Origin of the sequence: Synechococcus sp. MIT S9452, from assembly GCF_047304245.1 — a bacterium.
Taxonomy (GTDB): domain Bacteria; phylum Cyanobacteriota; class Cyanobacteriia; order PCC-6307; family Cyanobiaceae; genus RCC307.
This window is the reverse complement of the sequence record NZ_CP138956.1, coordinates 1,827,699-1,842,264: the sequence shown is the minus strand read 5'-3', so window position 1 is coordinate 1,842,264 and position 14,566 is coordinate 1,827,699. Positions and strand designations below refer to the sequence as shown.

Annotated in this window: 13 protein-coding genes and 1 tRNA gene; 8 read left to right on the top strand and 6 right to left on the bottom strand. The window is 49.1% G+C overall.

The features are described from left to right. Positions 1 to 32 precede the first annotated feature (32 nt). Positions 33 to 1,472, top strand: a complete 1,440-nt coding sequence (locus SIB46_RS09715) for a TM0106 family RecB-like putative nuclease (RefSeq protein ID WP_413295966.1) — start codon at positions 33 to 35, stop codon at positions 1,470 to 1,472. Here SIB46_RS09715 and SIB46_RS09710 read toward each other — a convergent pair. After that, positions 1,409 to 2,248 carry an aminomethyltransferase gene (locus SIB46_RS09710; protein ID WP_413295965.1) on the bottom strand — a complete coding sequence of 280 codons (840 nt, stop codon included), beginning with the start codon at positions 2,246 to 2,248 and terminating at the stop codon, positions 1,409 to 1,411. The two genes, SIB46_RS09715 and SIB46_RS09710, sit on opposite strands and share 64 nt — an antisense overlap. After that, positions 2,245 to 2,814 carry an orotate phosphoribosyltransferase gene (gene pyrE, locus SIB46_RS09705; protein ID WP_413295964.1) on the bottom strand — a complete coding sequence of 190 codons (570 nt, stop codon included), beginning with the start codon at positions 2,812 to 2,814 and terminating at the stop codon, positions 2,245 to 2,247. The genes SIB46_RS09710 and pyrE overlap by 4 nt, the downstream gene beginning before the upstream one ends. Before the next feature lie 59 nt (positions 2,815 to 2,873). Here pyrE and SIB46_RS09700 point away from each other — a divergent pair, with 59 nt between their 5' ends. Together SIB46_RS09700 and SIB46_RS09695 are read left to right on the top strand one after the other, a co-directional pair. After that, a complete protein-coding gene (locus SIB46_RS09700) occupies positions 2,874 to 3,356 on the top strand; it encodes an Occludin/ELL family protein (protein WP_413295963.1) in 483 nt (160 codons plus the stop codon). Positions 3,357 to 3,384: 28 nt separating this feature from the next. Then, positions 3,385 to 3,457 (top strand) — tRNA-Ile (locus SIB46_RS09695). A 156-nt stretch (positions 3,458 to 3,613) separates the two neighbouring features. On the opposite strand, the gene SIB46_RS09690 is transcribed toward SIB46_RS09695, so the two are convergent. Continuing rightward, on the bottom strand, positions 3,614 to 3,976 hold the full coding sequence (locus SIB46_RS09690) for a DUF3307 domain-containing protein (protein WP_413295962.1): 363 nt from the start codon (positions 3,974 to 3,976) through the stop codon (positions 3,614 to 3,616). 77 nt (positions 3,977 to 4,053) lie between these two features. Here SIB46_RS09690 and SIB46_RS09685 point away from each other — a divergent pair, with 77 nt between their 5' ends. The 5 genes from SIB46_RS09685 to SIB46_RS09665 all read left to right on the top strand — a co-directional run bounded on the left by SIB46_RS09685 (position 4,054) and on the right by SIB46_RS09665 (position 11,836). Continuing rightward, entirely contained in the window at positions 4,054 to 4,677 is a 624-nt protein-coding gene (locus SIB46_RS09685) for an adenylate/guanylate cyclase domain-containing protein (protein ID WP_413295961.1), read from the top strand. 75 nt (positions 4,678 to 4,752) lie between these two features. Next, positions 4,753 to 5,775, top strand: coding sequence for a cyclic nucleotide-binding domain-containing protein (locus tag SIB46_RS09680; protein ID WP_413295960.1), 1,023 nt, complete (start codon positions 4,753 to 4,755; stop codon positions 5,773 to 5,775). Between the two features lie 6 nt (positions 5,776 to 5,781). Next, positions 5,782 to 8,493, top strand: a complete 2,712-nt coding sequence (locus SIB46_RS09675; protein ID WP_413295959.1) for an ATP-binding cassette domain-containing protein — start codon at positions 5,782 to 5,784, stop codon at positions 8,491 to 8,493. Then, positions 8,490 to 9,611: an HlyD family efflux transporter periplasmic adaptor subunit gene (locus tag SIB46_RS09670; protein ID WP_413295958.1), complete on the top strand. Its 1,122-nt coding sequence runs from the start codon at positions 8,490 to 8,492 to the stop codon at positions 9,609 to 9,611. Before SIB46_RS09675 ends, SIB46_RS09670 begins: the two co-directional genes overlap by 4 nt. Before the next feature lie 5 nt (positions 9,612 to 9,616). Beyond that, positions 9,617 to 11,836, top strand: a complete 2,220-nt coding sequence (locus SIB46_RS09665) for an NHLP family bacteriocin export ABC transporter peptidase/permease/ATPase subunit (RefSeq protein ID WP_413295957.1) — start codon at positions 9,617 to 9,619, stop codon at positions 11,834 to 11,836. A 5-nt stretch (positions 11,837 to 11,841) separates the two neighbouring features. Here SIB46_RS09665 and SIB46_RS09660 read toward each other — a convergent pair whose 3' ends face one another. The 3 genes from SIB46_RS09660 to SIB46_RS09650 form a co-directional block, all read right to left on the bottom strand. Next, a complete protein-coding gene (locus SIB46_RS09660; RefSeq protein WP_413295956.1) occupies positions 11,842 to 12,633 on the bottom strand; it encodes a GNAT family N-acetyltransferase in 792 nt (263 codons plus the stop codon). Between the two features lie 357 nt (positions 12,634 to 12,990). After that, complete coding sequence (locus SIB46_RS09655) at positions 12,991 to 13,554, bottom strand: hypothetical protein (protein WP_413295955.1); 564 nt, start codon at positions 13,552 to 13,554, stop codon at positions 12,991 to 12,993. Positions 13,555 to 13,769: 215 nt separating this feature from the next. Then, positions 13,770 to 14,366, bottom strand: coding sequence for a hypothetical protein (locus SIB46_RS09650; protein ID WP_413295954.1), 597 nt, complete (start codon positions 14,364 to 14,366; stop codon positions 13,770 to 13,772). Between the last annotated feature and the right edge of the window lie 200 nt (positions 14,367 to 14,566).

The following is a 14,566-nucleotide window of genomic DNA, read 5'->3' as shown; positions in this document are numbered from 1 at the left end:
GCCCAGGCGGAGCACCCTTCTAGCTTGAATCGATGGTGCATCCGCTCAGTGACCGCTTGCTGCGCAGCTGGCTGCGTTGCCGGCGCAAAGCCTGGCTGGATCGCCATGGGGATCCAGCCGAGCGGCTCTGGAACCCGCACCGCGCCCTGCAGCTGGCCGATCGCGAAAAGCGTTTGCAGCAATGCATTGATCAGCCACTCGAGCGCTGCACTGGCTTGGGGGCTCTGCAACGGGGCGAACCAGCGGTGCGTTTATTGCTGCTGCGGCGCGATGGCATTTGCGGCCGGCCCACCTTGCTTCTGCGCAAACCGCAGCCCAGCCAGCTGGGCAGCTTCAGCTACCAGCCAGCACTGCTGCAACCCGGTCGTCACGGCACCCGGGAGCACCGCCTCACCCTGGCGCTCTGGGGCTGGCTGCTGGAGCCGGTGCAAGGCACAGCGGCCAGCCAGGGTTGGCTGATCAATCCCCGCGGACAACGCCAACGGCTCAACCTCCACAGCGGCCTCAACCAGCAAATGCAAACCGCCTTGACGCGGCTGCAGCAGGACCTCAAACGCCGCAACCCGCCGCCACTGACCCACGACCGGCGCAAATGCACGCTCTGCAGTTGGCGCCGCAGCTGTGATGCGGTGGCCGAAGCACAAGGCGAACTGAGCACCGTGAGCGGCATTGGCGGCAAACGCCAGGAACTGCTGCAGGAGTTGGGAATCGCGAACCGCCAAGCCCTCGCCGATGCCCCAGGCGACTGGTTGCTGCAACAGCTGGAGGAGCGCGGCATCCAACAACCGGAGCTGGCCACCGAACTGATCGCCCAAGCGACTGTTCAGCAGCGCGGCATCGCCGAGCCGCTGCAGGCTGGCAACCCCGACCCCTTACCCGAGCTACATGGGGCACCCGGGGTGCTGCTCTACGACATCGAATCGGACCCTGATGCTCGAGACGATTTCCTGCATGGCTTTCTGCCCTTGAGCCGCGGGGCAGATGGCCGCTTTGAAGATGCTGACAGCGCTCCTTACCGGCCGATCCTGGCCTTGCGGGAGCACGGCGAAGATCGCCTCTGGCAGCGGCTGCAACGCCTGCTCGCAGCACACCCGGGCTGGCCGGTGCTGCACTACGGCGAAACCGAAGCGATCGCCTTAAAGCGGATGGCCGAGCGCCAAAACAGCGAAGCGCCTCATGGCTTGGTGGATTTGCACCAGCGCGTTCGCCAGCACTGGCGGCTGCCAGTCGACAGCTATGGCCTCAAAGCCGTGGCCAGCTGGCGGGGCTTTCGCTGGAGCCAACCCACCGCCGAAGGGGCTCGCTGCGTGTTGTGGTGGCGCCAATGGCGTGAACGCCACCAGCGACACCAACTCGATCAAATCCTTCGCTATAACCGCGACGACTGCCTGGCCACCTGGGCGGTGGCTCAGTGGCTATCGAACGCTGCCGCCTCCGGCAACGACAACTCCAGCCCAGCAAGTTCCGATTGATCCCAGCAGCGGCGATGCAGCAGCAGCAGCCCGCGATCCCCTTGGACTGAGGTCACCAGGGCGCCGCGCTCCCCGCTGGTGGTGCGCAGCTGCTGCCCGGCCTCAGGTGCATCCGATCCAGGCGCCACCACAAAACGCCGCAGTTGCTGCTTAAGGCCATCGCGTGAGTGCAGCTTGGCCAGGGTTTCCTGGCCCAAGTAGCAGCCCTTCTCAAGGCTCACCCACCGGCGCAACCCCAGCTCAAACGGGTTGAACTCTTCGCTGAGCTCCGCACCTGGGGCGGGGATGCCCTGATGGATCCGCAGCTGCTCCTGCTGCTCGGAGCTCAAGGCCGCCGCGGCCGCGAGCGGTTCGGGCAACGCCTCCTCTTCAACCAGCAGCCAGTGCTGCCCCGGCAGCGACCAACCAGCACCGCCAGGCTCCCCGCCGGGCTGCACCAGCCCATGCCAAAGCAGCGCTTGCGGCTCACCCAGGGCCACACGATCGGCGGGGAACAAGACCCGATCGAGGGATTGGTGCACCTGAGCCGCTGAGCCAGCGGTGACGAGCAAGTCGGCGCCATCACTCAGCACTGCAACGGCCGCCAGGGCCACCAATCGGGCCGTGGGGGTAACGCAGCAGGTTTCGATCAAGCTGCCGGGGGCCGCCCCTTCGATGGCCTGGGTGGTTTGACCATGAAGCACCCGCAAACTGCCCTCACCGCGCAGGGGAATTCGGGCAACCGGAAGCGTGAAACGGAAGGGGGACGCCGGCAGCGCCCAAACGCTCGCACTCATGACTGAGCCGCCTGACTGCGCTGATGCTCGGCCGCCACAGCACTGAGCTGGTAGAGGGCTTTGAGCTCCAGCCCTTCAGCCGCTAAGGCCGCCGCACCCCCTTCCTCGCGATCAACAATCGCCACCACCCGCTCCAGTTGGTAGCCAGCAGCGCGCAGTTGCTTGACGGCCTTCAGCGCCGAGCCCCCGCTTGTGACCACGTCTTCCAACAGCGTGATCCGCGCACCGGGTTCAGGCAGTGGCCCTTCCAACCAAGCGCCGGTGCCATGGCCTTTGGCCTCCTTGCGCACGATCAAGGCATCCAACTCGCGGCCACCCAGGGCGGCGGCATGGGCCACCCAGCTGACCATCGGATCGGCGCCGAGGGTGAGCCCCGCCACGGCCGCCGCATTGGGCTCCACCAAGGCCAACAACTTGGGAGCCAGCAGCTGGGCGCCACGGCCACTGAGGGTGACTGGCTTGCAGTTGACGTAGTGCTCGCTGCTGCGGCCTGAGGCCAGGGTGAATTGACCGCGCCGGTAAGCCCGCGAGGCCAGCAGCTCAAGAAGGGGATCGGCAGCGGTCATGAACTCTGGCGCGGAGGCTTCATCGTTTTTACCTTGAGCCCGGACTCCGTTACGCCTCCATGGTCCGCCAAGCCCTCCTGAGCGCCTGCGTTGCCTTGCTGGCCACGCCGGCTGCCGCTGGCCCCATGGTCTGCACCACCACCTTCGAAGCCCCGCTCGGCAGCGCCCCCGATGAGCAGCCTGGTCAACCCGTGGAGGTGACCCGCTGCGGCGCCATCGAAACCACATCCGAGCTGATCGATCGACGGGCCTTCTCCTACACAGCTCCCTTCGCCCGCGGCATCGACATCACCCACCAGATCACCGACCTGCTGGGGATATCGATGGGTGGCGGCGATGGCACCAAGGTGATGGGCTTCGGCTTCCCCGACCAAACCATCGTGTGGGATGGCTCAGCAATAGAGAACACCTACCGCTCGCTGCTCGATGAGCAGAGCAGCCCGCTGCCGCGCCGGGTGGCGGACCTGGAAACGCCTTACACCGGCAGCATGCGCAAGATTGAACCGCTAATCGAAATTGAGCCTGTACGGGGGCTCTGGTAGAAAAAGGAAGACGGTGGGATCAACCGCCGGGGGTCTAGCAATCTGGTGAATGCAGCGAACTCATAATTCGCCTTAGGCGAGTTCGATCCTCGCGACCCCCATCAGAAGCGAAATCAAGGCAAAACAGCAGACGCTGTCGCTGGGAAGCAATGACAGGCTGATTTATGCAAGAGCTGAACGAAGCATGAGGTAACACGCGGTCCAAAAAAAGTAATACAAATAGCGATCAGAAGTGGCAACAAACTGCTGGACAAGCATCAGAGAAGCCGCAACCCAACAAGCAAGGACACCCACAAAAACTTACACAAAACATGCCCAGCCTGATCAAACGCTAACGAGAGGCGAAAACGACACTTTGAGTAATCAAGCAAAAAATGCATACCCATTTCCAAAATTCCAAACAAAGGAATTCCAGTAATGAGAGAAACAGCTAAACCATGGGTCGCAGAATGAGCCGTTAGCCACCAATACCAAGGCAAAGTGACATCACGTCCTGGACATTTTTCAACAGCCATCTTGTCGTTTTGAAGCGCAAAATCACAGAGAAAATGCGCAAAAACAAGATTGAGGAAAATCGAAATTGGCCAGCCGTTAATTGTGTCCAAAGCTACAAAATTCATAGCAGCAAAAATCTGTTAACGAACGATGGCGAATCAATGCACGATAACCAGAAATCGCTAGCTTGCATTGAGAGTCAATGTTGAAATTGCTTACCACCTGGCTGGAGAAATTTGACAGCGAGCTCATGAGCAACTTAATTAAAGCCAAGACGGCTGCCGACATCGAAGACTTAGCATCAAAGAATTCAAAATACATAAAAAACTACTGCATCATATTCCTAGACCTAAGTGGATTTGGCAAAATAACAGAGTCAAGCAGGGACTTTGAAGCCCTACGTCTTATTCTTACAGCCGAAACAACAATTTCAGAATTATCTGTAAGCCACAACGGAACTTTGCTTAAATCAATCGGAGATTCGTGGCTACTAAAATTTGCCAAAACAAGCAATGGCGTCGATTTTCTACAGGCTCTTTACCAAAGCCTCAATGCAAGAAATAATTCAGCCCCAGAGCAAACAGCTGTAATTCCGTGCGGAGGCATTGCCTACGGGCCGTTATTAGAATTTGGTGACTATGACATCATTGGAAGGACAGTAAATGTAGCCGCAAAGGCTGGAGAGGACACAGCAGGCCCCTGGGAAGTACTTGTTGCTCAAAGCGCGCTGGATGAAGCCAGTATTCCTGGGGAAGCAAAGATTACCGATCACGTCATCAGCGGAGAAAAACTGTATAGCTGGTTACCAGTTAATCAGACCTCGTAAATTCAAGCATAAACAACAAATAACTTGAAAGGCGTCATCTCTTTCCTAGAATAAAAGAGGATCGGCGCAAGATGAATGTCCGGAACCAGGCTTGAGGCGTTCAACGCCTTCAATGAAATCAGCCCCGGCCTAGAAAATTGGATGAAAAATAATGGGAAATTGATTGAATTCAAGCGAGATCAAAAATTAATTACTGAAGGCGAAATAAGTGACAGTATCTTCATGGCCATTGATGGAAAGCTCGCTGTCAATACAACTGACCAGAACGGAAACGAAAAATGCTTAGCCGAATTACAAGAGGGGGCAATCGTTGGAGAAATGACCTGGTTAGAGCAACGGCCTGCTGTAGCAAGTGTCAAAGCAATTGAATCAACAAATACACTTGTCATCAATTTTGAAAAGCTGGACGATTTAATCAATACAGATCCAACCCACGCTGCAGAGTTACAGCGTGTCCTAGCGAAAAAATTGGCATTACAGATTAATTCTCAAAATGCATGGATTCATAGGTTTAGTAATGAAGGAATAGAGGTTGAGCCACTACGTAAGGTGTTGATCTTTTTTGCTGGTCTTAGTGATCAAGATGTCAATGCAATAGCCAGCATTGGATCACTCAATCGAGTTCATGCCGGAGAAGATTTGATTCGTCAAGGCGAAGAAGTCAGCTCTCTTTATTTAATCCTCGCAGGTGAAGCAGAGATTATTGTTGACATTGGAGGTGTAAGCAAACAAGTTGGCTCATCTCGAAGAGGTGAACTTCTTGGAGAACTTACACTGCTAATTAGTAGTGAAGGAGGAGCTACGGCAACAGTTACAAGTTCAGAAGGTATGGAATTATTAGAAATTGACAAGACAAAGTTGAACCAGTTACTCAACGCAGATCCAAACCTAGCGGAACATTTTTATAGAAGCCTGAGTTGCATGCTCTCACAGAGAAGTCGTGACCAACTTCTGAGTCAACGCCTGGCTTCACTCAGTAAAAATGCAGAGCTTGAGGACGGAGACGATGATGAAGAATTAGACATGGCACAGCTAGGAGGAATCAATCGAGCAGGGCAGCGCTTCAACAGGATCTGTGAAAAGTTTCAGGGAAGTTAGATAACTATGAAACTAGCTGCTGGAGAAGTTATTGATTGGCCACTCCATCCGTTTGTATGTGATGGGTCAGATATTTTTACCATCGTGAATGGGACATCGGTATTCAGATTAAAAGAGGACCTTCTATTACCTGGATTCACTGAAGAAGTTGGGAAAGAGCTTCAACTCCAGCTGAGAGCCACGCAATCAGTTAACGTTATCCTCTATGAAGAAGCAACAGAAAAGGTCAATAGAGCATGGCTAGTCAAGCAGCTGTACCTATCACTAGAGAAAGCAGCAATAGCAGATGATTATGGGGACGAACAAGAAGTTCAACTGTTTCGTGAACTTAGAGACAAAATTGCCGACAAAGACAATGCAAGCATTCAAAGTTATACACCGATCAACAAATCCACAGAGAGCCAACTATTTTGTTGGCTAGAAAGCAAAGAAAAAGCAGTACAGCAGCAAAAACAAATTTTTGAACATGGTACAAACCAAGACCATGCATTAAAAAGCTGCCTAGCTGAAGTACTAAGTTGCTCGGTATCAGACGTAAAGGCTGTAGGGATTAGAAGCAATGATCCGAGACAGCGACTGCAACAGATGCTTGATCAGAATGATTTGATCGGACGAGAAGTCGTCATTAATTCACAAAATCTAAATAAAGAATGCGGAGATTTGATCGCATTTAATCAAGAGGAAGATAATTCACCGGTCCTTTTGAAAACAAACAATGATGGATATCGATTATGGGACCCCAAAAGTAATAATAAACCAAGCCCGATCAAAAATTCTGAGTCTGAATTAGAACAGCTCAGTCAACGGATGATCGGCATAACACCTGCCTTAAAGAAAAAGGACCTCACAACAGTGGGGCTATGGCACTTCACTTTCGGAAAATCAGAGAGTTTCATTCAGTTTGTATCAGCTGGATTACTTGTTGGTGCAGCAATAGGCTTCATGCTCTCCATTGGCAGAGAAGTTGGGGCAGCACGGTGGATTTTTAGCATGGCAACGACTGGAACAATATTGGGTGGGGCCTTAGGACTGGTAACGGGTGGATTACGGAGTGGTACTGCGGCAATGCTAATCGTGACATTGCTAGGAATGCTGACACCAGCATTCAATACTGTCATTACAAACCAAGCTTTACCGGATCAAGACTTAGGGCTTCTGCTACAAATTAGTGTCGTTTTACTGGCTGCTGGTCTGACAAGTATTGGATTGGAATGGGTACAAAGCCGAGATATTCTTATCAGTCAGCAAAAAGGAGCTGCAAAGATGCAGCTAGCCAGTATGAAAAGGGCATTAGATCTTCCAACAGAATTTTATAGACAACGGGGTGTTGGTGAATTGCAGTCTCGATTGGGCGCAATCGATGAAATTCGTGAGGAAATTCAGGATTTGTTAGGGGGTGGAATCGTTGAGTCCCTTCTAATTAGTTTATATATTCTTTTCATGCTCCGAATAAGCGTGAAGCTAACACTGCTGGCAGTTTTTGTATCGTTTTTAATGCTGATACCAACAATCATTGTTGCCATTCAATCCAGGCCGCTACAAAGGCACCAAGAGAAAGAGGAAGCAGATGCAGAGGGTAGGAATCTTGAACTAATCAATTCAGTGAGTAAATTAAGGTTAGCTGGAGCTGAGGCAGCTGCAGCAAGGTGGTGGGCTCAGCCATACAAAAGAGTTGTCAACCTGGAAACAGCACTGGATGTAAAGGGTGCAGTTTCTGATTTACTCGAAGATGTGATTCCCAATTTAGGGACACTCCTGCTTTATATTGTAGTAACTAAGTTAATAGCTGAAGCTGCAGCAACACCAAGGATTTCAGCACCAAATATTGGCCAACTTCTTGGCTTTTTCTCAGCTTTTGGAACGTTCATAGGCGGCATCTCTGGGCTAACAGGCTTGATTTCTGAAGCCTTTGAATTGCCAATTTACTATGAACGAGCAAAACCATTTTTTGACTCTGATACAGAGTCTCAAAGTGACCAACTGGAATCATTAGAAATAACCGGAGATATTGAACTTGATAGGGTTAGTTATCGATATGACGATGAGCTGCCATTAGTTCTGGATTCAGTTAGTTTTCACATCAAGCAGGGGGAATACGTAGCCATTGTTGGTCCCTCTGGTTCTGGAAAATCAACTCTCATTAGATTGCTGTTGGGCTTTGACAGCCCTGAAGATGGAAGCGTTCGATTTGATGGGCGCCCGATCAGTGGATTAAACCTAAAAAGTCTGCGTAAACAGATCGGAACTGTTCTGCAAAGCAGCACTCTCTTCAGTGGTTCTCTCATGGAAGCCATTGCTGGAGGTACTTTCCTTCAGGAGGAAGATGTATGGGAGGCGGTTGAACAAGCTGGCCTGGCAGAAGACATCCGGAAAATGCCGATGGGTCTACAAACAGTGCTACCTGATGGAGGTGGAACATTATCCGGTGGTCAAAGGCAGCGAGTTGCTATTGCTCGTGCACTTGCTCGGAAACCACGGTTACTAATCTTTGATGAAGCTACAAGCGCTTTGGACAACCGAACCCAAGCGATTGTCACTAAAAGCCTAGACAAACTACCCATGACTCGTATCATGATTGCACACAGACTAAGCACAATTCGAAAGGCAGACAGGATCATCGTGATAGAAAATGGCCAACTAATTGAAGAAGGTAACTACGAAGCACTTATGAGTAATAACGGTCTATTTACTCGATTGATGAAACAGCAAATCAAATGAGTTTATTTCGCAAAAAGGCACTGGATGCCCTATCGACTCCAGAACAATTAGACAAGCCTCTGGAATTAATTAGGCCAAGTCAATGGATCTTATTGCTATCTCTTGGGGGTTTTACATTAACCATACTGTTGTGGTCGATCTTCGGACGAATCCCAGTCCGAGTAAGTGGACTAGGAGTTTTAGTCAATCCCAATAGCCTTACAGATGTACACAGCCAAACAACCGGTGTCATTACTGATATACCGGTCAAAGTAGGCGATTGCATCCGTAAAGGATCCAAAGTTGGTCATATTGAGCCTGTGAGCAGAGAAGTTGAAATTAAAGCTGCCAAGGTACAGCTCAACCAGGCCCTCACCGAAGACAGAGGGATGGATGCGTTGGCCTACATGAGACTGGAACAAATGAAGAACGACGTAGACCGCATCAAACCGCTCGTAGATATGGGCGCCATATCAATCGACAAATTGTCAGAGCGTCAACGCCAATTAAGTGAGCTGGAATATTCGATTAAGCATGGAAATAGTGTGCGTGAGCAAAGAATCACAGAGCAAATGAATAGGATCAGATCAAAACAAGAAGAAATTGCTCGTATGAGCGTCTTACGTGCACCAATTACTGGGTGCATTGTCGACCTTGGTGTCCACACGGGGGAGGTGGTTCAAAGCGGGAAGACCATATTCACAATGCAGGCAGGACAAGATCAATCAGGACTCAAAAGTTTGGTATTCTTTGCCGCCAAAGATGGCAAACGTCTCAAAATAGGTCAACGAGTCAGAGTCACACCAACCACCGCCAAACAACAACGTCATGGAGGAATCGAAGGAGAAGTCATCAGTATTCAGCCGCTACCCGTTAGAGATGAAGCGGTTATCAAACGTTTAGGTGTGAAATCTCTTCTTGGTGCTGTCAGTTCCAAAAACAACAGTCCTCTGATCGAGGTCGAAACAACACTCAAGAAGAACCCCAATACCGAAAGTGGGTACGACTGGGGCGGAAATAAAGGACCCTCATTAAAGCTAACAGCTGGCACAACGACAAAAGTTCGGGTGTTAGTTGAAGAGCGGCGACCAATCAGCTACATCATTCCAATCCTGAGAGATCTGACTGGTATTTACTGAAGAAGATGATAAAAGCAGTTCTTGAAAGTATTCGGGGTAACCTCCGGCAAATACAAGCTAAGGCTGATGGAAGGCGGGTCAAAACCCCAACGCGTCTACAAATGGAGTTCACGGAATGTGGCGCTGCATCATTGGGCATTGTTTTGCAATACTACGGAAGGTATGTCCCACTCACACAACTTCGAGAAAGCTGTGGGGTATCTAGAGATGGTAGTGATGCAGCCAATCTTGTTCTCGCAGCAGCTAAATATGGACTCAAAGCCAAAGGCTACAAAAAAGGGATCAAAGCACTAAAGCAAATCAAACCACCAGCAATTCTGTTCTGGGAATTTAATCATTTTCTGGTATTGGAAGGTTTTGTAGGCGATGAGGTTTATCTCAATGACCCAGCACTAGGCCCACGCACTGTAAGCATCGAAGAATTTGAAACCAGCTATACAGGAATTGTTCTCACCTTACAGCCAGAAAAAGGTTTCCAACGTGGAGGCAAAGCACCATCTGTATGGCCCATAGTTTGGCGTCGATTATTTAGTGAGCCCCTGGGAGCTCTTTTCATACTTCTTGTTGGCTTGTTATTAATAATCCCGCAGCTCACGATGCCAATTTTTGCGCAACTTTATTTGGATGAAATCATTGGCAATAGCATGCAAAGCTGGCTGAAGCCAATGCTATGGGCAATGGCTTTGACTATTGTTGTTCAATCAATCTTTCAATACCTACAGCTGTTGGGGAGTCGTCAGCTGGAGAGACGCTTAACTCGGCGCTTTTCTGCCCATTTTGAGCATAAGATGCTCTCACTTCCAGAAAGCTATTACAAACAAAGATATGCCTCAGATATTGCTATTCGCATGGAATCAAATGGCAGCATTTCAGAATTTATTGCCGAAAAGTTAATCCCAATGGCTTCTGGGATTGTGTCTCTCTTTTTCTACTTAATACTCACATTAGTTTACAGCCCATTACTTGGTTTGCTGGTATTTATTACAACTGGAATCAATGCTGCTGTTATCCAAGCAAACCTAAGAGTGCAAAAAGATGACAGCTTGAAGCTTCAAAAAGATGATGCCAAGTCTGATGGCGTCATTGTCGCAGCAATGAGCAATATGGAAACCATCAAAGCAGGTGCACTTGAAGATGATATTTATCGCAGGTTTAGTGGGTATCACAGTCGACTACTGAATACACAGCAAGGTATTCAGTTGCGCAACATGCGCATTAAGGTGTTTCCGAGCGCACTGACTACCATCAATGAGATCGCGATATTTGTTCTTGGCTTCTTCTTAGTTCTCAAAGGGCAACTAACTCTAGGTATGTTACTGGCAGCCCAAACAATTGCGGGCTCATTGAAATCAAGTATCGAAGAAATTATTGGTTTTGTCCAAGAGCTACCAGAATTTCAAGCTGAGCTGTTGAGATTGGAGGATGTGCTCGAACAACCCAATGATCCGTTAATCGAAAATCAATTTGCAACTACAACATCAGCTGAACCTGTTCGGAGACTAAGCGGAGAAGTCACACTGCAAAGCGTTGATTTCGGATTTGTTAGCATCAAAGAGAACCTAATTAATGATTTTAGTTTAACCATTCATCCTGGCCAGCGGATCGCTTTTGTAGGCGGAAGTGGAAGCGGAAAGAGTACATTGGCAAAGCTCATTGCCGGACTTTACCAACCTACTAGTGGGCAAATTTTGTTTGATGGTGTACCTCTTCTCGCAGTACCACGTGCCGTAATGACCGGCTCTTTGGCGATGGTGCAACAAGACATCGCCTTGTATGGATGTTCCGTCAGAGAGAACCTAACCCTCTGGAATCCATCGATTAGCTCTACAGATTTGAAGCGGGCTTGTCGAGACGCTGAAATTGAAGATGTGATTAACGATCTACCGGAAGGTATGGACACCAAGCTGAGTGAAGGCGGCAGCAACCTGTCAGGTGGCCAGAGACAGCGGATGGAGATTGCCCGTGCTTTGGTCTGTGATCCAACCATCTTAATTATGGATGAGGCAACGTCAGCACTTGATGCTGAGACAGAAAGTAAGCTATTAAAAAATCTAAGTCTACGCGGATGTACTCAAATCATCGTCGCACATCGACTGAGTACGATACGAAATGCAGACTTAATACTGGTGATGCAAGATGGGGAACTTGTTCAACAAGGAAGACACGAGTCAATGATTTTGGATGAAAACAGCCCCTATTGCCAACTCCTCAATGAAAGCGCTTAATCAGCTCAGAAGAGTAGGTCATGGTTGGCAATTTCCATCCACCTATCACAAACAGGTCTAACCTTTTGCATCATCCAATGATGATGCCGATAATTATCGACAAATGAGATAAAGCGAGCATTTTTGATCCTATCTTGTGGATCACTAAAATGCGCTGATCGAACAACTTCAGCCAGAAGTGCAAAGGGTGCTCCAGATTTCTCCCAGCCAGGGTCGATCCAAAATTTTGCGTAATGCAATGAATTGGAGTCCACCAGGTTGGTAATCATCCAGCCAATAATCTCCCCATCGCATAATGCCAATCGACTGTGCTTCTGACATGGAGTCCAGCGATGATCTCCTGAAGCGGGATCCCACGGCACCTGCCAGCCTCTTTCCTTCGCATAGAGAATTCGATCTTGTAAGGCTTTATTAGGCAGGTCAGGGAAGCTAGTAATTTCCCAATTTGCGTTTCTAGAACGAAGTTTTGCTGAGCGCTCCAATCTCTGGAGTAACTCATTAGCAGAGTCAGAGTCCGAGAAATTAGCAACAACTTGACCAGCGGAAGCTATCCATCCTGCATCTAATGGCGTCAAACTTCGTAAGGCCTCAAGGTACTTGGACTCCAAAGGAACAGGCAGCCGAACGCCATCCAAGCCAACGTTTTTTGCCCAGGTAATCACGTGACCTAGCAAATGTTTTGCGAAACCAAAGCGCCTGAATTTCTTGGCAACAATAATGCTGTAGATAGACAGGACGTCAATCAGCTCATCTGTTTCGTTGGTGACCTCATCACAATCAGCCAGTACAAGCGCCACCTTGACTGGTCTGTCTAGATTTTTTGACTTAATCGTCAGGCCCCAGGCCAACAGTGAAGAATCTGGATCAGCCTGTGAGGTTGCCGCTGATGTGAGATGAGTTCGCAGCAACGCTGGTGCTAGATGCAACCATCCAGAAATGGAGTCTGAGCTGACTTTTAGACATTCAATGTCGAAAGACACATGTGTCAGGGCACTGTCTTATCTATGGTAGAAAGGCATAGACATGTGGCAACATGATCAGGGCCAATATTCAAGCAAGGGGATACTCAAATCATCCAATCCACTATTACACTAATATCTATTAATGACACCGAAGACATTAGAGTAATAGGGAAACTTGCTGGCTTGGCCTTCTCAATATCCTCTTCTACCTCTGCGTCGTTGGCTATTCCTCAGGCTTCTATAGCGGGCACCTGCTCCTCGCCTTCTACGGTAACCTCCGCGCCTGCTCGCACCCTTGCCACCTGCTACAGCAGTTAATGCAACAGCATCCAACTCAATATTCTCATCTTCATTCTCTTCAGCTTCATCTTCTAGTTGATCAAGCAAAACATCCACTTCTTCTAGTGATATTGTCACGCCCTTAGAAGATGCAACCTCAACAATGCGGTCAACACCAGAGTCATAATCAGTCAGAATCAGGCCTGTAATCTCTTGCTCAATCTCTGGCGAGATTGATTGCTTCAATGTTTTGAACTGATCCAGGGAAACACTGGTTTCTGGATCTGGCAACTGATCCAGAAATGAATTCACATCATCAGTCGTCACTTGAATATCTTGCTGAGCTGCAAGTTCAACCAGACGCTTGACCCCAAGATCTGAATCGCTTTCGAACAAGTCTGAAAGCTGATTCTCGGTGTCTGGAGGTAGAGACTCTAAGTAGTCTTTGAGCTGTTTGGCTGAAGCAGAAGAAATCATGGTGATCAAAAAACTGCCAAAGAAAGGGGCTCGTTGGTTCCCCTATTAAATTAGTAGCGCCAATAGAGATCTGGGATACAGAATCGAGATAAATGGAAACCAAGCAGGAGATTCAGAAGCGCGAATGCCTATAAAGCACCTCAAAACCTGGGAAGCAACGTAGCATCAACAACTGAATGAATAAGGTGTTAATTAATTAAATCCAACTGAAGCGATCAATACCTTCTTCCAGGCCCCCTTCTTGGCATGGAAGCTCTTCGTGCATACATAGCCCTACGTGAAGCATGTCGACGTCCACTGCGGCGAGTCGCTTGGCGATGATATTGACCACTGGCATAGCGACGACGACGGCCCCTACGACTCTTACGCCTACCACCTGCTACAGCAGTTAACGCAACAGCATCCAACTCAATATTCTCATCTTCGCTCTCTTCCGCTTCATCCTCTAGTTGATCAAGCAAAATATCTACTTCTTCTAGAGGTATTGTCACGCCCTTAGAAGATGCAACCTCAACAATGCGGTCAACACCAGCATCGTAATCAATCAGAATCAGGCCTGTAATCTCTTGCTCAATCTCTGGCGAGATTGATTGTTTCAATGTTTTGAACTGATCCAAGGAGACAGTGGTTTCTGGATCTGGCAACTGCTCCAAAAATGCATTCACATCATCAGATGTCACCTGCATACCTTGTGCAGCCGCAAGTTCAACTACACGGTTAATAGCAAGGTCTGCATCACTATCAAACAAATCTGCTAAGTCTTCATCTTGCTCAGGAGTTAAAGCTTCAAAGAGTTCCTTGAGCTGTTGCATGGCAGTGGATAGCAGAGGAAAGAATATGATATAAACATATTAATGCAATCAAACTGATTAATCTGTGCTGGTGAAGACCATATAGCCAATATATTTAAAAAGACTCAAGGCCATGAATTTTCTGATTTTCATGGCAATTAGTGTGCCCTGAGTTTTACAGGGCTTTTCAACCAACTTCCACTAAATTTCGGTTGGCACTT